Genomic DNA, 22,941 nt, shown 5'->3' with positions numbered 1-22,941 from the left:
GATGCCAAGCCTCGCAATCTCACCGGACTTCGTCAGGAAGCTCGCCGCGCTGGACGCCCAGACCCGGCGGGACGCCGCCGTCGCGCTGCGCCGGTTCCTGCACAACTCCCTCGCCGCGCCGCATCCGGAGCGGGTGCGCAACGGCCGGGACCCGCGCGTGGCCACCCTGCGCCTGTCCGACGGCCATCGCGGCGTCGTCGTACGGCAGGAGGACACGTACTGGCTGCTGACCGTGCTGCCCGACGAGGAGGCCTGGTCGTACGCGCAGCGGCACCGCGTCGGCGTCAACACCGCCATCGGCGTGGTCGAGGTGTGGGACGCCGAGGCCATCGACGAGTCGGAGGCGGCGCTGCGCCGGGCCGCGACGCGCAGTGAGCGGCGCCTGTTCGAGACGTTCTGCGACAACGACCTGCTCGACATCGGGATCGACGAGACCCTGCTCCCGCTGCTGCGGCTGATGACGTCGGAGGCGCACCTCACCGGCATCGAGCCGTTCCTGCCGGAGAGCCAGCTCGCGCCGCTCATGGCGCTGGTGAAGGGCGGATCGCTCGCGGCGGCGTGGTCGGAGCTGGACGGCTGCCGCTGCATGGAGCCAGGGGAGATCGATCCGGACGACCTGGTGGCCGCGCTGCGGCGCAGCCCCGGACGGGCGGCCTTCGCCACCAGCCAGCAGGAGCTGGAGCGGATCCTCAACGCCCCCCACTGGGCCACGTTCCTCTATCCGCCGCAGCACACCTACTCCAACTGGGAGCGCTACGACCAGCCCACGCTGGTGACCGGCGGCGCGGGCACCGGAAAGACGGTCATCGCCCTGCACCGGGCCGCCCATCTCGCCCGCGCCGGGGCCGGGCCGGTCCTGCTGGTCTCCTTCTCGCAGGCGCTGGCCTCGGAGCTGGCCGCGCGGCTCGACCTGATCATCGACGACGAGGCGGTGCGTGAGCGCATCGAGGTGCGCAACGTGGACCGGCTGGCGCACCGCGTCGTGTCCGAGGCCGAGGGCCGCCCGCCGACCCTGGTCGGCACCGGCGACCTGGCCGCGCTGTGGCAGGAGGCGGCGGGCAGCAGGTTCGGCGCCGCCTTCCTGCTGCGCGAGTGGGAGCAGGTGATCCTCTCCCAGAACCTGCGCACCCTCGACGAGTACATCGCCGCCCCCCGTTCCGGCCGCACGGTCGAGCTGTCCCCGGAGATCCGCGCCACGGTGTGGCGCGCGGTGCAGCACGTCGAGGAGCGGCTGCGGGAGTCGGGCCGTCGTACGCTGCTCCAGCTCGCCTCCGATGCCGCCGAGCTGCTCGGCCGGTCCACCGGCGACATGCTGGGCGACGAGGCGCCGGGGCGGGAGCCGTACCGGCACATCGTGGTGGACGAGGCGCAGGACCTGCACCCGGCGCAGTGGCGGCTGCTGCGGGCGGCGGTGCCGCTCGCCCCGAACGACATGTTCATCGTGGGCGACCCCCACCAGCGCATGTTCGACACCCGGGTGGCGCTGGCCGGGCTCGGCATCCCGGTCCGGAGGTTCCACCTCAAGATCTCCTACCGGCTGCCGCACGAGATCCTGTCGTTCGGCATCCGGCTGCGCGGCGGCGGGCCCGCGGACGGGCTCGTCGAGGGCATCGCGGAGCTGCACGGCTATCGCGCGCTGCAGCACGGACCGCGGCCGACGGTGCTCGGATACGTCTCCCAGGAGGCCGAGCTGGCCGGGCTGGTGTCCCAGCTTTCGTCGTGGTCGGCCGACGGTGTGCCGGAGGACGAGATCGCGGTGGCGGCCCGCAGCACCGACCTGGTCCGGGCCGCGCGCGCGGCGCTGCAGCAGGCCGGGATCAGCGTCAAGGTGACGATGCTGCACGGCATGAAGGGGCTGGAATTCCGCCGCGTGGCCGTGATAGGCGTGGCTGACGGAATCGTGCCGGCACCCGAGGCACTCACCCCTGCCGCCGAGGATCCGACGGCTCGGGCTCATGACATGCAACGCGAACGGGGGCTCCTCTACGTGGCGTGCACACGGGCGAGCGAGATGCTCTACGTGTCCTACACCGGTCGGGCGAGTCCCTTCCTACCCGCCTGATCCCCTAGTCTGAACTGCGGATATATTCCCCTTGCCGGTTGGACCTGCATGAACCTTAGCCTGAGCGACATCGTGCCTCCCCTGCGCTGGACCGCCCCCAGTCAGGTCGAGCCGATCGCGAGCGACCCCGGTCTTCCAGACGCGTGGTGGCAGGCGATTCCCCTCGATCGGGCCTGCGGGGCGGTGGGGATCGAACAGGTCGTCTCCCGGCTGGTCGACCTCACCACGGCGTGCTGGGGACACCTGTCGCTCGGGGACATCCTGCCGTTGCTGAGGTTCACCAACCCGCAGGAGAGCCTCCAGACGCCCGGCGCGCGCGACGCCGTGCAGCGTCTGTTCGCGGACGTCATCGGCAAGCTCCTGGAGACCGAGCCGGTCGAGGAGGCGCCCGGCGCCCCCGTCGCGCCCGCGCTGCCCGAGCGCCCGATCCCCGAGATCATCGACGAGGTCTTCGCCCGGCTCGACGACCGGCAGCGCGCCATCGCCAGGGACCGGCTCTACGCCGAGCACCGGGTGACGCTGGACGAGCTGGCCCAGCGGTTCTCGGTGACCCGCGAGCGCATCCGCCAGATCGAGCGCGACCTTCGCGACCACGTCGAGTCGTGGCTCGCCTCGCCCGAGGCCGCCGCGCTGACCGCGCATCTGACCTGGTTGCGCGGCCGTCTCGGCTCCGCCGTACCGGCCGACGACCTCGCGGCGGCGGTCCCGTGGCACCGCGCCGAGCTGGCCACGCTGGCGATCCCCACCTGGCGGTTCCTGCGCACCCTGCTCACCGGGTACGACCAGGTGGACGGCTGGCTGGTCGCGGGCGGCGCGGACGAGCTGCGGGAGAAGACGCGGCAGATCTTCGCCGACGGCCCGCGCCCCCTCGACGAGGCGGTGTCCCTGGCCGCCCAGCTCGGCATCCGCGAGGACGTCGCGGAGCGCTGGCTGGCCGCCGTACCGCACCTGCGGGTGCTGGAGGGGCACGTGGTCCCGTGGCCGCGCAGCGTCAACGACAAGGCCGAGGCGGTTCTGGCGGTGGCGGGCACCGCGCTGTCGCCGGAGGAGATCCAGGCGCGGATCGGCGAGGACTACAGCCTGGTCGGCATCCGCAACCAGCTCACCGCGGACGACCGCTTCCTGCGCCTCGACCGCAACAAGTACGGCCTGCGCCGCTGGGGCGGCGAGGAGTATCTCGGCATCCGCGAGATGATCACGCGGGAGATCGAGCGGGCGGGCGGCGAGGCGTCGGTGAGCACGATCGTCAGCAACCTCACGTCGCGCTACGAGGTGAGCGAGAGCTCGGTCCGCGCGTACGCCGGAGGGCCGGGGTTCGAGCGCACGCAGCGGGGCTGGATCCGGGTGGCGGGCCAGGAGCAGGCCGAGCCGTACCAGCCGCGCCGGGACGTGTCGATGACCCGCCGCTGCTTCCGCAGCAGGGACGGCCGCTGGTGGCACCGGGTGGACGTCAACCCGGAGCACCTGCGCGGCTCCGGGTCGCCGCTGCCGACCGGTTTCGCCGCGCACCTGGGGATGGCCCCGGGCGGCCAGCTCACCGCCTCCACCCCCTCCGGGGACGTGGTGATCAGTTGGCACAACCAGCCCACGATGGGGTCCATCCGGCCGGTGCTGGCGGGATACAACGCGTCGGAGGGCGACCACGTCTTCCTGACCGTCTCCGACGGCGGCGAGCTGCTGACCCGCTTCCTGCCGGCCGCCGCTCCCGGGCTCGCCGCGCTCAACCGGGCGCTGCACCTGATCGGCTACACGGCGCCGGTGGCCTCGGAGGCCGAGGGGCTGCGGCTCATCGGGGCGCGGATCGGGCTGCCGGAGGGTGCGGCGCGTGACGAGATCATGGCCCGGCTGCGGGAGCGGGGCGACCGGGACATCCTCGGGTTCCTCGACTCCTGACCCCCCTTCCGGCGCGGCCTCGGTCTCCCAGGGCACTCCGGCGGGCGCCTGACCCGGTCACGTCAGCGGCGAGGTGATCGTCACCTTCACGCCCCAGGCGTCGTAGTTCGTCGTGACATGGGAGCCCATGTCCGCCGGGAAATCGTCGGCGCGACGTTTCCACGACGTGGTGAGGCGGCGCGGCAGGCCCTTGCCGTCCACCCACAGCCGCCAGGTGATCCCGGTCTTCTTCGCCTTCGCGCCGAGCTTGCCGAACTCGTCGCGGAACGCCGGCGAGACGTCGTACATGGTGCCGAAATCGACGGTGCCGGAGTAGGCGGTGGTCCGCACGCCGCCCACGGTCCCTCCGGGAGCGCGCTCGGCGGTGGTCGTGAGGAGCTTCCTGAGGGTCGCCCGCTCGAAGATGTCGATGTTCTGCTCGGAGAACTCCCGCGGCTTGAACTTCCGGCCCACCCGGGTCCACTCGTCGCCCCAGGCTCCGCCGTACGCGTAGCTCACGCCGCGGACGACGCGGAAGTGGAACTTGTCCCCGGTCTTACCGTCCACGATGGGGACGCGGGTGACGTCGGCCGCGGCGATCCCGGACTTGCCGAACTCGAAGGTCCCCTTGACCCGGTACCCGATGATTTCACTGCCGAATGTGATCGTGGCGCTCTCGGAGATCTTCACGCCGTGACCTGCCCGGATCCGCTTCGCCACGGCGACGGCGGGATCCGGCGGGCTCGACGCGTACGCGGCGGCGGGGATGGCGGTGGTCGCCGCCGCCATCGCGGTGACGGTCGCGGCATTCAGGACATTGTGCATCCTCACCGGAAATATCTAGCACAACCGCTGCAGACCAGTTGATCTTTGTGTCAAGATCGATGCCGGGTGGGGCGGCGACGCGACGAGACGCCGTCCGAGCCGCGCGCGGCGGGGCACGGCCTAGGCTCGGGGTATGTTGCGGCTCCACGACACCCTGCGGAACAGCGTCGACCCCGTCGTCCCCGCCGGGGCGCGGGCGTTGCGGATGTACGTCTCCGCGTCGCCGGACCCCCTGGCGTACCTGCTGCCCGATCTGGTGCGGCGGGTGGCCGAGCGGCAGGGGCTGCGGGTGCTGGCGCACGCCGACGACCGCGAGTTCACCGCGCCGCTCGCGCTCAACGTGCATCCGTTCTCACCGCTGCCGTACGCCGGGGAGCCGGTCGACCTCGTCGTCGGCTCGGGCGGGCCGGACGGCCGGCACCGTGTGGTGGGCGGGCCGCTGCGGTTCGAGGGACGCGAGGCGGCGGGCACGCTTCTCACCGAGGTGGAGGCGGCGGGCCTCGACCCGCTGGCGCTACGGCTCGCGCTGCTGGAGCACCACTACCGGGCCCCGGTGGACCTGACCTGGGACCTGCTGCGGTCGGCGGACCGCACGGTACGGCGCTGGCGGGGACGCGTGGCGCGCTGGGCCGAGTCGCCGAGCGCCCCGATCGCCGGGGAGCGGGCCTCGGCGGTGCGCGAGGCGTTCGACGACGACCTCGACACGCCCCGCGCGATCGGGCTGCTGTGCGAGCTGGAGACGGACGACTCGGTGGCGACCGGGGCGCGGTTCGAGACGTTCCTGCATCTCGACCACCTCCTGGGCCTGGACCTGTCCTCGGACATCGGGAAGGTCTGACACCGCCGTACGTTCCCTCGGGTGTACGCCCGGGAGTCGTAGAGCCTCCTGGCGTGACGCGCCGGAGCGGGCCCCCGGCCTGAGCGACGGCGCGGGCGGGATCATGCGGCGCGTTCATCGAGCCGGTCGGCGCCACCGGGGGTGCCGCCGGACGTAGCCGCCGTCCTCCAGGCCGGCCAGCCGTTCGAACACGTTCCAGGAGGCGGGATCGCCGCAGACCACGAGCGAGACCGCGGCGGCGATCAGATAGAGCGGCAACATCGGCAGCCCCACGCAGACGACGTACTGCGTGGCGTGCCGGGACTCGTGGTCGAGCAGCTCCCCCGTGAGGTAGCCGTCGGCGTTCTTGGTGAGGATCACGTTCCCGACCGTGAACGCCCCCGCGACCGGGAACGGGATGCGGTAGCCGTGCGCGAGGATGAGCCCGTTCTCCCCCTTGCGCGGGGTGGCGCCGCCGATCAAGGCGATCAGCAGACCCGCGGGGGTGGAGAGGTTGACGACGTTGACGACCTGCCGGACCCGGTGCCATCTCATCCCGTACCACCCACCGTCGTCCGGGTACGCCCGCTCAGTGTCTGAGGAGCCACGACCCCCGGGATCGCGTCATCACGATCGCGACCACGAACGCCGCCATGCCGCCGTAGAGGTACCAGTATCCGGCGGAGTTCCCCGCGATGACCAGGTCTCCCTCGGGCCGCTGGTTCGCCAGGAGGAACGAGACGGCCATCCAGCCGGCGGCGGGCAACACCGCGCCCAGCCTGCCGCCGATGAGCCGTCCCATCGCGTACGGCACGGCGAACAGGACGGCCAGCCACACGATCGCGGCGACCGGTAGGTTCCCGGCGTACCACGCGTGCTCGAACCCGCCGACCACGCCGAGGGCGACGCCGAGCAGGAAGAGCACGCCGTAGGCAGCGCCGGTGACGGCCGGGGACTCCACCGGCTCCGGGTCGGACCCGCCGGCGACACCCGGAACGCCTGAGATGCCTGAGACGCCCGGAGCGCCGGGATCGTCGGGACTAGTCGATGCCTGCAAAAAGATCATCCTCGCGGTTGTACGGCTCGCCGATGCCCCCCGCCTCGTACGGCGCGCCGACGCCGGGCCGCCCGGGAACGCCGGCGTGCAGGATGAAGTGCTCGACTCCGAGCGCCGCCTGGCCGATGTTGTTGGACAGCGCGAACCACGGGGCGTCGACCGCGATCTGCGTGGCGTGCGCGCGCATCGCGTCGAGCTTGGCGGTGACGTGGGCACGGGCGTCGATCTCCGTCGTCACCTCCTCGTCCGTGCAGCCGAAGGGCAGGGCGTCCACATCCTCTCCGAAGAACTCCACGTCGGCCTCGCGCATCGCGTCGGCGGCGCGCTTCATCACCGACTTCGGCATGGCGGTGTAGTAGAACTTGGCCACCTGCCACGGCTCGCCGCCGGGGTGCCCGGGGTCGGCGGCCAGCTCGACCGCCCGCCGGGCCACGCGGTGCGCCTGGATGTGGTCGGGGTGGCCGTAGAAGCCGTTCTCATCGTAGGTGACGAGCACCTGCGGCCTGACCTCGCGGATCACGCCGGCCAGCTCGCCCGCCGCCTCGTCGAGATCGGCCCGCCAGAAGCAGTCGGGACGGTCGTTGGTGGGGGCGCCCATCATGCCCGAGTCGCGCCAGCGGCCGGGGCCGCCGAGGAAACGCTGATCGGTGACGCCGAGCGCCCGGCAGGCCGACTCCAGCTCGCCGATGCGGTGCTGCCCGAGGGTGTCGGTCCGGTCGGCGGCCAGATGCGCGAGATCCGCGGGGATGACCTCGCCCTCCTCGCCCAGCGTGCAGGTCACCAGCGTGACGTGGGCGCCCTCGGCCGCGTACTTGGCCATGGTGGCCCCCGTGCCGATCGACTCGTCGTCGGGATGGGCGTGTACGAGCAACAATCGCCGATCAGTCATGCTTCGAGCCTAGCTGGCAGGATGGGGAGCTATGACTGAGAGCTTTCCCCGGCTGTTCGCCCGGACCAGGCGTTTCACCTTGGGCGTTCCACGCGGCTTCACGATCTCTCCCGACGGCGGTCGGGTGATCTTCCTCCGGTCGAGGTCCGGCACCGACCCGGTGACGTGCCTGTGGGAGTTCGACGTCGCGTCCGGCGCCGAACGGCTCGTCGTGGACCCGCTCGGGCTCGGCGCCGCCGAGGAGGACCTGCCGCCGGAGGAGCGCGCCCGGCGCGAGCGGGCCCGCGAGGCGGCGGGCGGCGTGGTCGCCTACGCCACCGACTCCGCGGCCGAGAAGGCCGTCTTCGCCCTCTCCGGCGCCCTCCATCTGGTCGATCTCGCGTCCGGCACCGTACGCCACCTGGAGACGCCGGGGCCGGTCATCGACCCCCGGCTGAACCCGCAGGGCACCCGGGTCGCGTACGTCACCGGGGGCGCGCTGCGGGTGCGGGACCTGGCGACGGACGAGGACGTCGCCGTCGCCGCCGAGGACGGCGTGACATACGGCCTGGCCGAGTTCATCGCGTCCGAGGAGATGGACCGGATGCGCGGCTACTGGTGGTCGCCCGCCGGCGACGCGCTGCTGGTCGAGCGGGTGGACGAGTCCCCGGTGACGCGCTGGCACATCGCCGACCCCGCCAACCCCGCGTCCGAGCCGGTGACCGTGGCCTACCCGGCCGCGGGCACGCCCAACGCCCGCACCGAGCTGTTCGTGGTCGGCCTGGACGGCTCGCGCATCCCGGTCCCGTACGACGACGAGTACCTGGTCACCGCCGTCTGGGACGACCACGGCCTGTCGATCGTCACCATGCCGCGCGACCAGAAGGCCATGCGCCTGTTCACGGTCGATCCGGCGTCCGGCCCCACGCTGGTCCGCGAGGACGTGGACCCGGCCTGGGTGGAGATCGTCGCCGGCGTCCCGGACCGGCTGGCCGACGGCACCCTGGTGTGGGTGGCCGACTCCGAGGGCGGGCGGCGCCTGATCGTCGGCGACCGGCCGGTCACGCCCCCGACCCTGCAGGTGCGCTCGGTGCTGGCCGTGGACGGCGACACGGTCCTGTTCCAGGCGAGCGCCGACCCCACCGAGGTGCAGGTCTGGGCCTGCACGGACGGCGTGCTGACCCGGGTGAGCCCCGAGGAGCCGGGCGTCTACAGCGGCACCACGTCCGGCGGCACGACCGTGATCATCGGCTCCACGCTGGAGAGCCAGACCTCCGTCACCCGCGTCCTCCGCGAGGGACGGCTGCTCGGCCACATCGACTCCCACGCCGAGCGGCCCGGGCTCGACCTGCGGGTGGCGCTCGTACCGACCGGCAAGCGCAACTTCGCCACGGCAGTGCTGCTCCCCTCCTGGTACGAGCCGGGCGGCGGGAAGCTGCCCGTCCTCATGGACCCGTACGGCGGGCCGCACGCGCAGCGGGTGCTCGCCTCCGGCCGGATGTTCCTGGAGTCCCAGTGGTGGGCCGAGCAGGGCTTCGCGGTGATCGTGGCCGACGGCCGGGGCACGCCCGGACGCGGTCCGGCCTTCGAGCGCGAGGTGCTGCACGACTTCACCGTGACGCTCGACGACCAGGTCGAGGCGCTGCACGGCGCGGCGCAGCAGTACGACCTCGACCTGTCCCGGGTGGGCATCCGCGGCTGGTCGTACGGCGGCTATCTGGCCGCCCTGGCCGTGCTCCGCCGTCCGGACGTGTTCCACGCGGCGGTCGCGGGCGCGCCCGTGACGGACTGGCGGCTGTACGACACGTGCTACACCGAGCGGTACCTCGGCCACCCGGACGAGGGGCACTACGAGGCGTCGTCGCTACTCGCCGATGCGGAGAAGCTGGAGCGCCCGCTGCTGCTCGTGCACGGCCTCGCGGACGACAACGTGGTGGCCGCGCACACGCTGCGGCTGTCCTCGGCGCTGCTCGCCGCCGGACGCGCGCACACCGTGCTGCCGCTGTCCGGCGTGACGCACATGACGCCGCAGGAGGTCGTCGCGGAGAACCTGCTGCTCCTCCAGCTCGACTTCCTCAAGAAGGCCCTGGGCTGAACGTCTCCCGCGGGTGCCTCCCCAGGTGGGGAGGCACCCGCGACGTCTCGATGCCCGGGCACCCGCGGCGGCCCGTGTCCGCCCCGCCCGGCCTGCGGACGTCCGGGAGCACCCGCGAGCACCTGGGTGCGTCAGGGGCCGCCTTCCGACGGTCCGCCTTCCAGCGGTCAGGCCCCCAGGGGGACCTGAGCGTCGGGGCTTTCCGCGTCCGGGCTCTCCTCGGTGAGGACGGCCTGGTCCGAGGCCCCCTCGGCCGCGGTCTCCGCTCCCGACGGATCGGCATCCGGCGTCACGGCCGGCGGGCTTCCCCCGTCCGGAACGGCCGAATCCATGGGCCCCGCTTCCATGGGTGTGGTCTCGATCGAATGGGCCGGTCTCCCGTGCCAGCTCTGCCACAGTGCGGCGTAGGCGCCGCCCGCCGCGACCAGCTCGTCGTGCGGGCCCAGCTCGCTGATCCGTCCGCCCTCGACGACGGCGACCCGGTCGGCGTCGTGCGCGGTGTACAGCCGGTGCGCGATGGCGATCACGGTCCGCCCGTCCAGGACGGCCGCCAGCGACCGCTCCAGGTCACGCGCGGCGCGCGGATCGATCAACGAGGTCGCCTCGTCGAGCACGAGCGTGTGCGGGTCGGCCAGCACGAGGCGGGCGAGCGCGAGCTGCTGCGCCTGCGCCGGTGAGATCGCGGTGCGTCCGGAGCCGACGGCCGTGTCCAGTCCCTGGTCGAGCTGCTCGACCCACTCCAGGGCGTCCACGGCGGCGAGCGCGCGGCGGACGTCGTCATCGGAGGCGTCGGGACGCGCGATCAGGACGTTGTCGCGCAACGTCCCCCGGAAGACGTGGTGCTCCTGGGTCACGAGGGCGACATGGCCGCGCAACTCGTCGAGCGGCAGCTCGACCAGCGGGACGCCGCCCACGGTGACGGAGCCGGTGCGCGGGCCGTGGATGCCCGCGAGCAGCCGGCCCAGCGTGGACTTGCCCGCGCCGGACGGGCCGACCATGGCGAGCCGTTCGCCCTGTCGCACCTCCAGGTCGATGCCGTGCAGCACGTCGTGTCCGGGCCGGTAGGAGTAGCGGACCTCGGACGCCTGGATCTCCTCTCCGCCGGGACGGGCGGAGCCGGTGACGCGGTCCTCCTTGACCTCGGCGACGCCGAGGAGCCGGGCCATCGACGCGCCGCCGACCTGGAGCTCGTCGACCCAGGACAGCAGCCGGTCGAGCGGGTCGATGAGCATCTGGACGTAGAGCGTCGCCGCCGTCACGTCCCGCAGCGACACCCACCCTTCGGCGGCGAACAGCCCGCCGACGAGCAGCGTGGCCACGACCGGGATCACGTAGCCGAACTCGACCGCCGGGAACCACACCGTGCGGAGCCCGAGGGTGTAGCGCTCGGCCTTCCACGAACGGGCGATGTCCCGGTCGGTCCTGCGATGGCGGCGGTCCCGCAGGCCCAGCGCCTCGACGGTCCGGGCGCCGTCCACGGTCTCGGCCAGCCCCTCGGTCATCTCCGCGTAGGCGGCGTTCTCCCGGAGGTAGCCGTCTCTGGCCCGCTTGAGGTACCACCGGGTGGCGATCCACAACACCGGCACGGCGAGCAGCGAGGGCACCGCCAGGATGGGGTTGACCACGAGGACCGCGCCCACCACGAAGAACCCGGTGACGACCGCGATCAGCGTCTCGGGCACGGCGTGCCGCACGCTGCGGGAGAGGGCGTCCACGTCACGGGAGGTGCGGGTGAGCAGGTCACCGGAGCCGGCCCGCTCGACGGTGGACAGCGGCAGGGCGAGGATCTTGTCGACGAAGTCCTCGCGCAGCTCGGCGAGCACCTTCTCGCCCAGGCGGGCCGAAACGAAGACGGCGAACCTGACCAGGACGGCCTGCACGATCACGAATCCGGCGATCGCCAGGGCCAGGGTGTCCACGTTGATGTCGGCGTGGTGCTCGGCGACGGCCTCGACCAGTTCGCCGAGGAGCCGCGGGGCGGCCAGCCCCGAGACGGCGGCCAGGGCGTGCAGCACCAGGGCGAGCGCGAGCTCGCGCGGGTACTTCAGCGTGAGCCGCCGCGCGTAGGCGCGCACCTGCGCCTCGTCGGCGACCGGCAGGATCTCGCGTGCCATCGCCTACTCCTCCCCTCGGGTCACGGTGGACCGGTACGCGGGTTCCGCGACGAGCAGCTCCCGGTGGCCGCCCTCGGCCCGCACCTTGCCGTCCTCCAGGAAGACGACGACGTCCGCGTGGTCGAGGACGAGCGGGCTCGTGGTGCAGACCAGGGTGGTGCGGCCGGCCCGCGCCGCTCCCAGTCGCTCGGCCACCCGCGCCTCGGTGTGCGCGTCCACCGCGCTGGTCGGCTCGATCAGGATCAGGATCTCGGGGTCGGCGACCAGCGCTCTGACCAGGCGGAGCCGCTGCTGCTGCCCGCCGGAGAACTCCCGCCCGGACTCCGCCACGTGAGCGTCGAGCCCGTCCGGGAGCGCCTCCACGATGTCCTCGGCGCAGGCGGCCGCCAGGGCGCGCCGTACCGACTCGTCGGAGGCCGTTCCGCTGACGTCCAGCTCGTCTCGCAACCGGCCGGTGAAGATCTTGGCCAAGTTGTCCGCGACGAGGATGTGCCGCCTGACCTCGTCCAGCGGCAGCTCGTCGAGCGGCCTGCCGTCCAGCGTCACGTTCCCGGGCTCGTACCCGCCGAGGCGCTCGGCGACGGCGATCGCGTCTTCGGGCACCGCCGCGACCAGCGCGGTCAACCGCCCCGGGCGCAGGGTCAGGCCGGATTCCTCGTCGTGCAGGTCGCCGCCGGCGGGCATGTCGGCGTCGCCTCCGATGCGCTCCGGTGACAGCGTCAGGATGCGGCAGACCCGGCCGGCCGCGACGTGCCCCTTCGTGATCTTGTCGGCGGCCTCGGTGAGGGTCCGGAGCGGCGCGATGAGGAACACCGCGTACGCGTAGAAGGCGAGGAGGCGTCCCGGGCTGATCTCCCCGTCCAGGGCGAACCGCGCGCCGATCCACGTCACGCAGGCGATGAGCAGCCCGGGCAGCAGGATCTGGGCGCCTTCGAGCACCGAGTCGACCGACGCGACCCGTACCCCCGCCTGCCGTACCCGCTGCGACTCCTCGCGGTATCGGGTGGCGAACACCTGCTCGCCGCCGATGCCGCGAAGCACCCGCAGGCCCGCCACGATGTCGGAGGCCTTGGTGGCCAGCTCGCCCTGAAGGTCGCGCTGCCCGTGCTGGCGGCGATGCAGCGGCCGCAGCAGCGGGCCGACGGCGGCGGCCATGAGCGGGACGCCGATCAGCACCAGGAGCCCGAGCGGCAGTGACGAGGTGATCAGGATGACCGTCACCGTGACGACGGCGACGACCGCGCCCGTGCCGCGCAGCAGGATGTCCATCGCGTTGCCGATGTGGGCGATGTCGGAGTTGCCGACGCTCACCACCTCGCCGGTCGAGAGCCGCTTCGGCAGCGTCGCCCCGAGCCGGGTGGCCTGGCGGGAGGTCACCTGGACCGTCCGGTACGCGGCGGACAGCCAGGTGAACACGGCGAACCGGTGCCGCATCACACCGGCGACCGCCTGAACGACCCCCAGTGCGAGCAGCACGAGCGACCAGCGCACCAGGCCGTCCGTGTCCTTGGACGACAGGGCGTCGACGGCGCTGCCGAGGGCGGCGGGCACAAGGGCCTGGCCCAGCCACCACAGGATGGCGAACCCGATGCCGATCAGCAACGGAGCACGCTGGGCACGGGCGACCCACCACAGGTAACGGACGGGACTTCGGGCATCGGGTACGCCGGGATCGGCGACTGGCAAGGAGAGCATGGCGTCCTCCAGGCTCACAGGCCGATCCCCGGCCCGGCAAACGATTTTCCTGTCGGCGTGTCCTCCCTCACGCGCCTTTCCCGGCGTTCTCCCGGACGCCGCCCCTCGGAGATGTAAACCTAGGTTGACACACGGAGGATGTAAACCTAGGTTGACATCATGAACGAGACGGCGAAGCTGGCCGGCGATGCCGGCAGCCGCGATCCCGGCATCGGGCTCAGGGCCGTACGGGCCCTGCGGGTGCTGGTCGAGCGGCTTGAAGCGCTGCAGGTGGAGAACGCCCGGTCCCTGGGCTGGTCCTGGCAGGAGATCGCCACCTTGCTGGGCGTCACCAGGCAGGCGGTTCACAAGAAGTACGCGGGTGGACGTGGACTGACGAGACGGGAGAAGTAGCGATGTTCGAACGGTTCACCACCGAGGCCCGGCAGGCGGTCACCCAGGCGCAGGAGCACGCCCGCCGCCTGCATCACCTCGAAGTCGGTACCGAGCACCTGCTGCTCGGCCTCCTCGGACAGCCGGACACACTGTCGGGGCGCACCCTGAACGGGCACGGGCTCACGCTGGAGCGGGCGGAGGCGGAGCTGCTTCGGGCACTGCCCGGCCCTGATCCACGAGGTGGAGACCTGGACGCCGACGCCCTGGAGACGATCGGCATCGACCTCGCGGCGGTGCGGGAGAAAGTGGAGGCGACCTTCGGGCCCGGCGCCCTCGACAGGGAACCGGGCCGCGACCACCGGGGCACGCTCGTCAGCGGCCGCCACATCCGGGTCGGCAAAGGAGCGAAGAAGGCGCTCGAACTGTCCCTGCGCGAGGCGCTCGCCCTCAAGTCCAAGGACATCCGCGACGGCCACATCCTCCTCGGTGTGCTGCGAGAGGCCGAGGGGCTCGGTGCGCGGATCATCGGTGTCGCCGGCATCGACATCCCCACTCTCCGTACCGAACTGGAACGGCGACTCCGGCCGGACCCGAAGCTGCCCGGTTAGTCAGGCGCACATCACGTCCGCGACGCGTTCCCGCCACTCGGCCTCACGTCCGGCGAACTCGGCGGGGGCCAGCAGGCAGAGGTCGCGGGTGCGCACGTCATAGCGCAACCGGACCGCGACCTGCCGGCGGCGGACGGGCGGGGCCACGCGGTGCGAGGCGGCGACATCGGCGACCGTCACCACCTGTTCCGCCTCGATCTCCACGCCTCGGCGATCGGGCGGTCGCTCGAAGAGCGTCCCGGCGAGCACATGACCCAGGCCGTGGAAGAGGTGCAGCCAACCGTGCAGCAGCTCTTCCGACAACCGCCCGGCGCGTAGCTCCGGCAGGCCGATCCAGGACAGGCCGACGGTGCGCATGACATACAGCTCGTCGTCGCCGACCGCGAAGCCCGTCGACACCCAGTCGCCGATGGCGAAATCCTCTCGGGAGAGGAACGGCTCAGGCCGCCACGGGTTCGGCAACAACCGGGGCCTTCGGGGATCGAGGCGGATCCCTCCGGTGAGCTCCGCCAGGCGATCGGTCGCCAGCGCGCACCAGTGCAGGTGGCTGGGCGGCCACCCCAGCGGCGCCGTGCAGGTGACCCGGAGGTGGCGCTTCGCCATCTCCAGCAGCACCGCGATGAGCGGATCGACGTCCGGTGAGCAGTCCGGACAGGAGAGCACCTGGATCGCGCGGGCGAGCGACGGATCGGCGCCGTCGATCTCCTCGACCCGCAACTCGACCTCGGGAGGCAGCGCCTCCACCAGTTCGGTGACCGCGGCCGCGGGAACGGGCTCCTCCGGAGCGGCGACGACGTAGGCGGCGCTGACCGAAGCGGCCACCGGCAGCAGGATCTTCGCGGTCATGGGCACCTCCACTGGACGACGGAAGGCCCAGGTTGGCAGGGGGGCAACCGCCGTCCCCGGGCCGAGCGCCGTTCTGTGGAAACCGCCGACCTGTGGAAAACCGGTCCTCGCGAAGGTGACGCCGACAACCGGCTGAGACCGCCGGAAGCGGCGGTTCTCGCCGCCTCCGGCGTCCCGCTCCGGTCGTCCGCTCACCCCGTCGTCGTCCTGCTCAGCGGGCCGTCCACGCCGTGTCGTCATCGGGTCGGCGTACCGCTCGGCCGGACGCGATTCCCGGCTGCCAGGACCTTGTCGGCGTCTCCTCACCATCGCACCGGGGCGTCCTCATCGGGTCGGCGTGCCACTCGGCCGGACGCGGTTCTCCGCCCGGTGCGGCCTCGCCGGTCATCCGCACCGTGTACGCGCCGGTCCGGCGTTCCGGGGGCGGCGAGACGCCAAAGCGCGGCCCACTGCCCGGCGGTCAGCTCCTTCGGCAGCGCGTACGGCGCGACGCGCTCGGCGCGCATCCAGTCGCGCACCGCGGTCCGGCCGAAGCGTCCGGTCCGCTCGAGGATCTCGCGCAACCCGCGCCCCTTCCCCGTGAAGACCTCCTTGACGAAGTCCTGGTACGGCGCGCGGTGGGCGACGAGCGGCGTCTCCCTGCGCACCATGGTGAGGAGACCGCCGTCGACCGAGGGCACCGGCCGGAACGAACGGGCCGGGACCCGGGAGTGCACCTCGAACTCGTACCACGGCCACCAGCTCGCGGTCAGCAGGCTGGCTCCTCCCACGCCCGCTCTCCGGCGGGCGACCTCCCACTGCACCAGCAGCACCGCCGCCTGCCACCGGTCTTCGGAGAGGAGGCGCCGCATGATGGCGGTCGTCAGGTGGAAGGGAAGGTTGCCGACGATCACATGCGGTCGCCGGGGGAACCGGAAGCGGAGGATGTCGGCGTTGACGACGACCACGTTGTCCGGGGTGCGCCGTTCCAGGCGCCGGGCGCGTTTCGGATCGATCTCGACCGCCGTCATCGGTCTGCCGGACCTGCTCAGCGGCACCGTGACGGCGCCGTCGCCGGGACCGATCTCCACGATCGGCCCGCTCGTACGCGCGACGAGCCGTTCGACCGTGGCGATCACCGAGGGATCGACGAGGAAGTTCTGGCCGAGCTCGTGTCGGCCGCCCTGATAGGGGTGAAACATGGGGTGTGCTCCGCACTGGACGGTCGGAGCCGGGCAGCACGCGGTGCCGCGCCGGCGAGGACTCCGATGCGGCGGAGCTGGCGAAAGTGAGGTCAGCCCGCCGCTAGGCGCGGCGCAGCCTCATGAAAACCGTGAAACTCCCCATGTCCGGCACCCTAGCAGCACCACTCCGCCGCTCGGCCCGCCGACCGACTCCCCTGGCGGGCGGTCACCGCCGCACGTAGGAGAGGACGACCATCCCGCTGTCGAGGACGCGGGTACCCGTGAGCTCGAAGTACACCGGGGAGAAGTCGGCGGTGAACAGAGGGACGCCGGACCCGACCACGACGGGGTAGACCTTGATCACCAGCTCGTCGATCTCGGGGAGCAGGGTGCCGGCGAGGCGGGCGCCACCGGCCAGATAGATGCGCTTGCCGTCCTCGGCCTTGAGTTCGCGGATCTTGGCGAGCGGGTCGCCGGCGACGATCTCGACGGCCGGGTCGGGGCTGGAGGCGATGCCGCGGGACACCACGTACTGGCGCAGGTGCGCGTACGGGCTGGTCAAGCCGGCTTCCAGCGCCGGCTCATAGGTGGCGCGCCCCTGCACCACGGTGTCGAAATCCCGGTTGCCGTCGTCGAGGCCGAGCTGGGGCCGGACGTGGGTCGGCAGCGTGTCCGGATAGTCGCCGCGGATGAAGTCGACGACGTCCTGCGTCACGGGGAAGAAGTCGGATCCGCCGTCGGGATCGGCGATGAAGCCGTCGATGGTCATGCCGATGTAGTACGTGAGCTTTCGCATCTGAACTCTCTCTCGGAGGTTGCCGGATGACGGTCGGCCGGTCAGCGGGCCGCGCCGGGCTTGGGCAGCGGCCTGGGCCGGGGAACGGAGCGGGGCCGGGGCGTCTGGCGGCGCTCCGGGCGGCCGCCGGGCACGACCTGTCCCGGCTGTGCCGTACGGCCCGGAAGGGCCTTGACGCCCGTGATGGCGGCCAGTGCGGTGAGTTCGACGCGCATACAGGATCCCTTCGAAGCGCTTCAGTCGTAGTACTCTGTATGGAGTGGTTAGACCGTAGTACTACATTCAGAGTGGTGTCAATCCGAGATCCCTGGAGATTGCGATGCGGCAGAATCCGGCCCGGCGGGCGGCGCTCGTCGACGCCGCCATAGAGGTCCTGGCCCGGGAGGGGGCGCGCGGCCTGACCTTCCGCGCGGTGGACGTCGAGGCGAAGGTGCCGAACGGCACGGCGTCCAACTACTTCGCCAACCGCGACGACCTGCTCACCCAGGCCGGCGCCCGCGTCTACGAGCGGTGGCAGCCCGATCCCTCCCTCTTCGCGGACGTCCTGGAGGGGCCGCACGACCGCGCCCACGTGACCGCGCTGATGCGCGAGATGGTGGGCCGTCTGACCGCCTCCCCGGCGGTCTATCTGGCGTTGGTGGAGCTGCGCCTCGAGGCCACCCGCCGCCCCGAGCTGCGCGACGTGCTCACCCGCAGGATCCGCGCCGACCTGGACGCCAACATCGGCTTCCATCTGGAGGCGGGGATGCCGGGGGACGCCACCACAGTGGTGGTGCTCTACATGGCGCTGAACTGGCTGGTCCTGGAACGGCTCACGTTGCCCGACCTCTTCTCCGGAACGCGGGTGGACGACATGGTCGCGGACGTGGTCGAACGCATCCTGCCCCCGGACACCCCGTAAGGTCCCGCCCCGGAGACCCGGAACACAGGACGGCGCGGGCCGCAGATGGCCCCGGAACGTACCCGGGCCGAGGAGCCCGTGAAACCGGCACTCCCGTAAAACAGGCAAGGCGTGGGCCGCACATCGGTGGATGTGCGGCCCACGCCTTCGAGAAGCGTGCCGGGGCGAGGCCCCGGCACGCCGGTGTCGTTACTTGGACGCCTTCAGGAAGTCGGCGTTCATGCGGGCGATGGTGTCGAGCGGGATGCCCTTCGGGCAGACCGCGGTGCACTCGCCCGTGTTGGTGCAGCCGCCGAAGCCCTCCAGGTCCATCTGCTCGACCATGGCCTTGGCCCGCGAGTCACGCTCCGGCTGGCCCTGCGGCAGCAGGCCCAGGTGCGTGATCTTGGCGGCGGTGAACAGCGAGGCCGACCCGTTCGGGCAGGCCGCGACGCAGGCGCCGCAGCCGATGCAGGTGGCCGCGTCGAACGCCGCGTCGGCGTCCTCCTTCTTCACCGGGACGCTGTGCGCGTCCGGCGCCGAGCCCGCGGGCACGCTGATGAAGCCGCCGGCCTGGATGATCCGGTCGAACGCCGACCGGTCAACGACCAGGTCCTTCACCACCGGGAAGGGCGCGGCGCGCCACGGCTCGATGGTGACCTCGTCGCCGTCCTTGAAGTGCCGCATGTGGAGCTGGCAGGTCGTGGTGGCGCGCTGCTCGCCGTGCGCGACACCGTTGATCACCATGCCGCACATGCCGCAGATGCCCTCGCGGCAGTCGTGGTCGAAGGCGACCGGGTCGTCACCTTCGAGGATCAGCCGCTCGTTGAGTACGTCCAGCATCTCCAGGAAGGACATGTCCGGCGAGACGTCCTCGACCTTGTAGGTCACCATCCGTCCCTCGTCGGACGGCCCGTTCTGACGCCAGACCTTCAGGGTCAGATTCATGCTCACCGCTCCTCGTCGGCTGTGCGGAAGGCCCGCCGCGCGGCGCCTGCCGGTCCGCTCAGCGCGTCGCGCCCGCTCACTTGTAGCTCCGCTGGGTCATCTTGACGTACTCGTAGTCGAGCGCTTCCTTGTGCAGGGTCGGGCCGTCCTGGCCCCACTCCCAGGCGGCGACGTACGCGAAGTTCTCGTCGTCGCGCAGCGCCTCACCGTCCGCGTCCTGGGACTCGGCGCGGAAGTGGCCGCCGCAGGACTCCGTACGGTGCAGCGCGTCGATGCACATGAGCTCGGCGAGGTCGAAGAAGTCCGCGACCCGGCCGGCGCGCTCGAGCGCCTGGTTGAGCCCCTCGGGGTCGCCCGGAACCTTGACGTTGTTCCAGAACTCCTCGCGCAGCTCGGGGATCCGCTCCAGGGCCTTGCGCAGCGACTCCTCGGTGCGCTCCATGCCGCAGTAGTCCCACATGATCCTGCCGAGCTCGCGGTGGTAGGAGTCGGCGGTGCGGGTGCCGTTGACGCTCAGCAGCTTGTCGATCTTCTGCTGGACCTTCTGCCGGGCCTCCTCCACGTCCGCCTCGTCCACCTCGTCGAACGACTTCGACCCCGCGAGATAGTCGCCGATCGTGGTCGGCAGCACGAAGTACCCGTCGGCCAGGCCCTGCATCAGCGCGGACGCGCCGAGGCGGTTGGCGCCGTGGTCGGAGAAGTTCGCCTCGCCGACGACGAACAGGCCCGGGATCGTGGACTGCAGGTCGTAGTCCACCCAGAGGCCGCCCATCGTGTAGTGCACGGCGGGGTAGATGCGCATCGGCGTCTCGTACGGGTTCTCCCCGGTGATGCGCTCGTACATCTCGAAGAGGTTGCCGTACTTCTTCTCGACCGCGTCGCGGCCGAGCCGGGCGATGGCGTCGGCGAAGTCCAGGTAGACGCCGAGCCCGCCGGGGCCGACGCCGCGACCCTCGTCGCAGACGTTCTTGGCCGCCCGGGAGGCGATGTCACGCGGCACCAGGTTTCCGAAAGCGGGATAAATCCGCTCAAGGTAGTAGTCGCGCTCGTCCTCGGGGATCTCGGACGGCTTGCGCGCGTCGCCCTTGGCCAGCGGCACCCACACGCGGCCGTCGTTGCGCAGCGACTCCGACATGAGCGTCAGCTTCGACTGGTAGTCGCCGCTGACCGGGATGCAGGTCGGGTGGATCTGGGTGTAGCACGGGTTGGCGAACATCGCGCCGCGCTCGTGCGCCCGCCAGATCGCCGTGGTGTTGCAGCCCTTGGCGTTGGTGGACAGGAAGAACACGTTGCCGTACCCGCCGGTCGCGAGCACGACCGCGTCGGCGAGGTGCGTCTCGATCTCGCCGGTCACCATGTCGCGCACGATGACGCCGCGCGCCCGCCCGCCGCTGACCACCAGGTCGAGCATCTCGTGCCGGGTGTGCATCTCGACGGTCCCGGCCGCGACCTGCCGCTCCAGGGCCGAGTACGCGCCCAGCAGGAGCTGCTGGCCCGTCTGGCCGCGGGCGTAGAAGGTGCGGGACACCTGCGCGCCGCCGAAGGAGCGGGTGTCGAGCAGGCCGCCGTACTCGCGGGCGAACGGCACGCCCTGCGCCACGGCCTGGTCGATGATGTTCACGCTGACCTGGGCCAGCCGGTACACGTTGGACTCGCGGGCGCGGAAGTCGCCGCCCTTGACCGTGTCGTAGAAGAGCCGGTAGACGCTGTCGCCGTCGCCACGGTAGTTCTTCGCGGCGTTGATCCCGCCCTGCGCGGCGATCGAGTGCGCGCGCCGGGGGGAGTCCTGGTAACAGAACGACTTGACCTTGTAGCCCAGCTCGCCGAGGGTGGCCGCGGCCGACCCTCCCGCGAGGCCGGTGCCGACCACGATGACGTTGATCTTGCGCTTGTTGGCCGGGTTGACCAGCTTGGCCGAGAAGCGGCGCTTGTCCCAGCGGTCCTCGATCGGGCCCTCGGGCGCCTTCGTGTCCCGGATCGGGTCGCCGACCTTGTATCCGTGCGTCTCCCGCTCGCTCACTTGATCACTCCGATCATCACCCCGACGGGCACGGACAGGAAGCCGACCACGAGGACCAGCGACACCAGGGCGGCGGTCGCCTTCAGCTTCCCGTAGCTCCGGCCGCTCGCCAGGCCCAGCGTCTGGAACGCGCTCCACAGGCCGTGCCGCAGGTGCAGCCCGACCATGACCATCGCCACGACGTAGAAGAGGGTCACCCACCAGCGCGAGGGGTCGAAGCCCGCGACCAGCCGGTCGAACGGCTCGGCGTCGAAGCCCTTGGGGTTGACCGTGCCGAACGTCATGTCCAGCAGGTGCCAGACGACGAACAGCACGATGATGACGCCGCCGTACCGCATGGTGTGCGTGGCGTAGCCGTTCGCCTGGGACTTCCGCTTGGCCGCGTACTTCACCGGCCGGGCCTGGGACGCGCGGCGGGCGAGGGACACGGCGGACCACATGTGCAGGACCACCGCGACCACGAGGACGATCTCGATGACGGTCAGCAGAACGCGGTCGGGAACGGCGGGCGTGCCCACGGTCCGCAGCCATTCGGCATAGTGGTTGAAGGAGTCCGCTCCGAAGAACGACTTGAGATTGCCGACCATGTGGCCGACGAGGAAGAGCACCAGGATCGCACCCGTGACGGCCATGACGGCCTTCTTGCCGTTCGACGAGGCGAAGAAGCCCGGACGGCGGCGTGTGGGGGGACTTGTCTGCGCTGCGTGGGGTGCGACCGGCGTAGTGGCCGCTCCCCGGTCTATCGTGGCTGTCACAGCTGTTCACGCTAGGTTCGGGTTCCGAAGCGAGTCCAAGTCATCGCGGGCGTCGTCCCGATAGCCGCAGGCTATGACCTCTGGCCGGTACGGCTTGCCGCTTCCGGTGGCCTCGCCCCAATGCGACAAATCTCACAGCCGTACGCTTGGGAGGCGTGCAGCTCCAGCAACTCGCGTACTTCGTGGCGGTGGCCGAGACCCGGCACTTCACCCATGCCGCGGAGCGGATGCGGGTGGCCCAGCCCTCGCTGAGCAAGCAGATCAGGACCCTGGAGACCGAACTCGGCGCGCCCCTGTTCAGCCGGGCCCGGGGGAACGTCACGCTCACCCCGGCCGGTGAGGCCCTGCTGCCGCTCGCCCGCCGGATGCTGGCCGACGCCGAGACCGCGCGCCGCGAGATCGCCGAGCTGGCCGGGTTGCGCCGCGGCAGGGTGCGGCTCGGCGCCACGCCGTCCCTGTGCGCCGGGCTGCTCGCCGACGCCCTCGCCCGGTTCCACCGGGACTATCCGGGCGTGGAACTGCTCGTGGAGGAGAGCGGCTCGCGCGACCTGGTCCGCGACCTCGCCAGGGGCCAGCTCGATCTCGCGCTCATCATCCTGCCGCTGCAGAGCAGCGACCCCTCCCTCGTCACTGAGGAGATCCTCCGCGAGAACCTCGTCGTCGCCTCTCCCCCCGGCCGGAACAGGCCGTACATGCGGATCGAGGATCTGCGCGGGCGGCCGCTGGTGATGTTCCGGCGCGGCTACGACGTGCGCGAGGCGACGCTGGCGGCCTGCCGGCAGGCGGGGTTCGAGCCGCGCTTCGCGGTCGAGGGCGGCGAGATGGACGCGGTGCTGCGCTTCGTCGAGGCGGGACTCGGGATCGCGGTCGTGCCGTCGATGGTGCTGGACGGGCGGCCGGGCCTCGCCGGCACCCCGCTCGCTCCCCCGGGGCTGCGCCGCACCATCGCCCTGGCGCACCGCAAGGACGTCGAGCCGACCCGGGCGGCGCAGGCGTTCCGGGCGACGCTGCTCTTCTATCTGGCCGAGGCCGCGCACCACGGCAGCCTGCCGCAGGGCATAGAGCTGATCACCGCGGACTGACCTCTTGTCCGAGATCCGACTCGACCGGAAGCCTTGACTCGATATTGTGCCCTCCTGAGAGAT

At 71.7% G+C, this 22,941-nt stretch carries 20 protein-coding genes and 2 pseudogenes; 9 read left to right on the top strand and 13 right to left on the bottom strand.

Annotated elements, in window-relative coordinates; genetic code table 11:
* The first annotated feature begins 1 nt into the window (after position 1).
* Both AWQ70_RS21090 and AWQ70_RS21085 read left to right on the top strand, forming a co-directional pair.
* Entirely contained in the window at positions 2–2,062 is a 2,061-nt protein-coding gene (locus AWQ70_RS21090) for a UvrD-helicase domain-containing protein (RefSeq protein ID WP_067178757.1), read from the top strand.
* A 48-nt stretch (positions 2,063–2,110) separates the two neighbouring features.
* Positions 2,111–3,955 carry a sigma factor-like helix-turn-helix DNA-binding protein gene (locus AWQ70_RS21085; RefSeq protein ID WP_067178755.1) on the top strand — a complete coding sequence of 615 codons (1,845 nt, stop codon included), beginning with the start codon at positions 2,111–2,113 and terminating at the stop codon, positions 3,953–3,955.
* Between the two features lie 57 nt (positions 3,956–4,012).
* Here the strand turns inward: AWQ70_RS21085 and AWQ70_RS21080 are convergent, their stop codons facing one another.
* On the bottom strand, positions 4,013–4,759 hold the full coding sequence (locus AWQ70_RS21080) for a hypothetical protein (RefSeq protein WP_169808714.1): 747 nt from the start codon (positions 4,757–4,759) through the stop codon (positions 4,013–4,015).
* A gap of 133 nt (positions 4,760–4,892) precedes the next feature.
* Between AWQ70_RS21080 and AWQ70_RS21075 the strand changes: the two genes are divergently transcribed.
* Positions 4,893–5,597, top strand: coding sequence for a hypothetical protein (locus AWQ70_RS21075; protein ID WP_067178751.1), 705 nt, complete (start codon positions 4,893–4,895; stop codon positions 5,595–5,597).
* Positions 5,598–5,711: 114 nt separating this feature from the next.
* Here the strand turns inward: AWQ70_RS21075 and AWQ70_RS21070 are convergent, their stop codons facing one another.
* From AWQ70_RS21070 to mshB, 3 genes are all read right to left on the bottom strand, one after another.
* Positions 5,712–6,131 carry a hypothetical protein gene (locus tag AWQ70_RS21070; RefSeq protein WP_067178749.1) on the bottom strand — a complete coding sequence of 140 codons (420 nt, stop codon included), beginning with the start codon at positions 6,129–6,131 and terminating at the stop codon, positions 5,712–5,714.
* Positions 6,132–6,165: 34 nt separating this feature from the next.
* Positions 6,166–6,537 (bottom strand): DUF6113 family protein, encoded by a 372-nt coding sequence (locus AWQ70_RS21065; RefSeq protein WP_084517531.1) that lies wholly within the window; start codon positions 6,535–6,537, stop codon positions 6,166–6,168.
* Between the two features lie 79 nt (positions 6,538–6,616).
* On the bottom strand, positions 6,617–7,522 hold the full coding sequence (mshB, locus tag AWQ70_RS21060) for an N-acetyl-1-D-myo-inositol-2-amino-2-deoxy-alpha-D-glucopyranoside deacetylase (protein WP_067178748.1): 906 nt from the start codon (positions 7,520–7,522) through the stop codon (positions 6,617–6,619).
* Between the two features lie 31 nt (positions 7,523–7,553).
* Here mshB and AWQ70_RS21055 point away from each other — a divergent pair, with 31 nt between their 5' ends.
* A complete protein-coding gene (locus AWQ70_RS21055; protein WP_067178746.1) occupies positions 7,554–9,596 on the top strand; it encodes a S9 family peptidase in 2,043 nt (680 codons plus the stop codon).
* Between the two features lie 167 nt (positions 9,597–9,763).
* On the opposite strand, the gene AWQ70_RS21050 is transcribed toward AWQ70_RS21055, so the two are convergent.
* Both AWQ70_RS21050 and AWQ70_RS21045 read right to left on the bottom strand, forming a co-directional pair.
* Positions 9,764–11,710, bottom strand: coding sequence for an ABC transporter ATP-binding protein (locus tag AWQ70_RS21050; protein ID WP_218004610.1), 1,947 nt, complete (start codon positions 11,708–11,710; stop codon positions 9,764–9,766).
* 3 nt (positions 11,711–11,713) lie between these two features.
* Positions 11,714–13,405 carry an ABC transporter ATP-binding protein gene (locus AWQ70_RS21045; protein ID WP_067178908.1) on the bottom strand — a complete coding sequence of 564 codons (1,692 nt, stop codon included), beginning with the start codon at positions 13,403–13,405 and terminating at the stop codon, positions 11,714–11,716.
* Positions 13,406–13,564: 159 nt separating this feature from the next.
* On the opposite strand from AWQ70_RS21045, the gene AWQ70_RS21040 reads away from it, so the two are divergent.
* From AWQ70_RS21040 to AWQ70_RS42550, 3 genes and pseudogenes are all read left to right on the top strand, one after another.
* On the top strand, positions 13,565–13,798 hold the full coding sequence (locus tag AWQ70_RS21040; RefSeq protein WP_067178744.1) for an RNA polymerase subunit sigma-70: 234 nt from the start codon (positions 13,565–13,567) through the stop codon (positions 13,796–13,798).
* A gap of 2 nt (positions 13,799–13,800) precedes the next feature.
* Positions 13,801–13,941 (top strand): annotated as a pseudogene (locus AWQ70_RS42555) (Clp protease N-terminal domain-containing protein); the annotation flags it as partial.
* 132 nt (positions 13,942–14,073) lie between these two features.
* Positions 14,074–14,388 carry a Clp protease N-terminal domain-containing protein gene (locus AWQ70_RS42550; RefSeq protein WP_444543140.1) on the top strand — a complete coding sequence of 105 codons (315 nt, stop codon included), beginning with the start codon at positions 14,074–14,076 and terminating at the stop codon, positions 14,386–14,388.
* Here the strand turns inward: AWQ70_RS42550 and AWQ70_RS21030 are convergent, their stop codons facing one another.
* The 4 genes and pseudogenes from AWQ70_RS21030 to AWQ70_RS39105 all read right to left on the bottom strand — a co-directional run bounded on the left by AWQ70_RS21030 (position 14,389) and on the right by AWQ70_RS39105 (position 17,408).
* Positions 14,389–15,234 (bottom strand): hypothetical protein, encoded by an 846-nt coding sequence (locus AWQ70_RS21030; protein ID WP_067178738.1) that lies wholly within the window; start codon positions 15,232–15,234, stop codon positions 14,389–14,391.
* A 422-nt stretch (positions 15,235–15,656) separates the two neighbouring features.
* Positions 15,657–16,415 (bottom strand): annotated as a pseudogene (erm, locus tag AWQ70_RS21025) (23S ribosomal RNA methyltransferase Erm); the annotation flags it as partial.
* A gap of 208 nt (positions 16,416–16,623) precedes the next feature.
* Positions 16,624–17,193, bottom strand: coding sequence for a dihydrofolate reductase family protein (locus AWQ70_RS21020; RefSeq protein ID WP_067178736.1), 570 nt, complete (start codon positions 17,191–17,193; stop codon positions 16,624–16,626).
* A gap of 41 nt (positions 17,194–17,234) precedes the next feature.
* Positions 17,235–17,408 carry a hypothetical protein gene (locus tag AWQ70_RS39105; RefSeq protein ID WP_157530217.1) on the bottom strand — a complete coding sequence of 58 codons (174 nt, stop codon included), beginning with the start codon at positions 17,406–17,408 and terminating at the stop codon, positions 17,235–17,237.
* Positions 17,409–17,512: 104 nt separating this feature from the next.
* Here AWQ70_RS39105 and AWQ70_RS21015 point away from each other — a divergent pair, with 104 nt between their 5' ends.
* On the top strand, positions 17,513–18,094 hold the full coding sequence (locus tag AWQ70_RS21015; protein ID WP_067178734.1) for a TetR/AcrR family transcriptional regulator: 582 nt from the start codon (positions 17,513–17,515) through the stop codon (positions 18,092–18,094).
* 189 nt (positions 18,095–18,283) lie between these two features.
* On the opposite strand, the gene AWQ70_RS21010 is transcribed toward AWQ70_RS21015, so the two are convergent.
* The 3 genes from AWQ70_RS21010 to AWQ70_RS21000 form a co-directional block, all read right to left on the bottom strand.
* A complete protein-coding gene (locus AWQ70_RS21010; RefSeq protein ID WP_067178732.1) occupies positions 18,284–19,021 on the bottom strand; it encodes a succinate dehydrogenase/fumarate reductase iron-sulfur subunit in 738 nt (245 codons plus the stop codon).
* 76 nt (positions 19,022–19,097) lie between these two features.
* Positions 19,098–21,041: a fumarate reductase/succinate dehydrogenase flavoprotein subunit gene (locus tag AWQ70_RS21005; protein ID WP_067178730.1), complete on the bottom strand. Its 1,944-nt coding sequence runs from the start codon at positions 21,039–21,041 to the stop codon at positions 19,098–19,100.
* Positions 21,038–21,673 (bottom strand): succinate dehydrogenase cytochrome b subunit, encoded by a 636-nt coding sequence (locus AWQ70_RS21000; RefSeq protein WP_067178728.1) that lies wholly within the window; start codon positions 21,671–21,673, stop codon positions 21,038–21,040. Before AWQ70_RS21000 ends, AWQ70_RS21005 begins: the two co-directional genes overlap by 4 nt.
* A 278-nt stretch (positions 21,674–21,951) precedes the next feature.
* Between AWQ70_RS21000 and AWQ70_RS20995 the strand changes: the two genes are divergently transcribed.
* Positions 21,952–22,878: a LysR family transcriptional regulator gene (locus AWQ70_RS20995; RefSeq protein WP_067178726.1), complete on the top strand. Its 927-nt coding sequence runs from the start codon at positions 21,952–21,954 to the stop codon at positions 22,876–22,878.
* The last annotated feature ends 63 nt before the right edge of the window (positions 22,879–22,941 follow it).

It is taken from the genome of Microtetraspora niveoalba (assembly GCF_001570405.1).
Classification (GTDB): Bacteria; Actinomycetota; Actinomycetes; order Streptosporangiales; family Streptosporangiaceae; genus Microtetraspora; species Microtetraspora niveoalba.
Note: the sequence above shows the minus strand (reverse complement) of the source record. Positions and strands in the feature narration are given on the sequence as shown.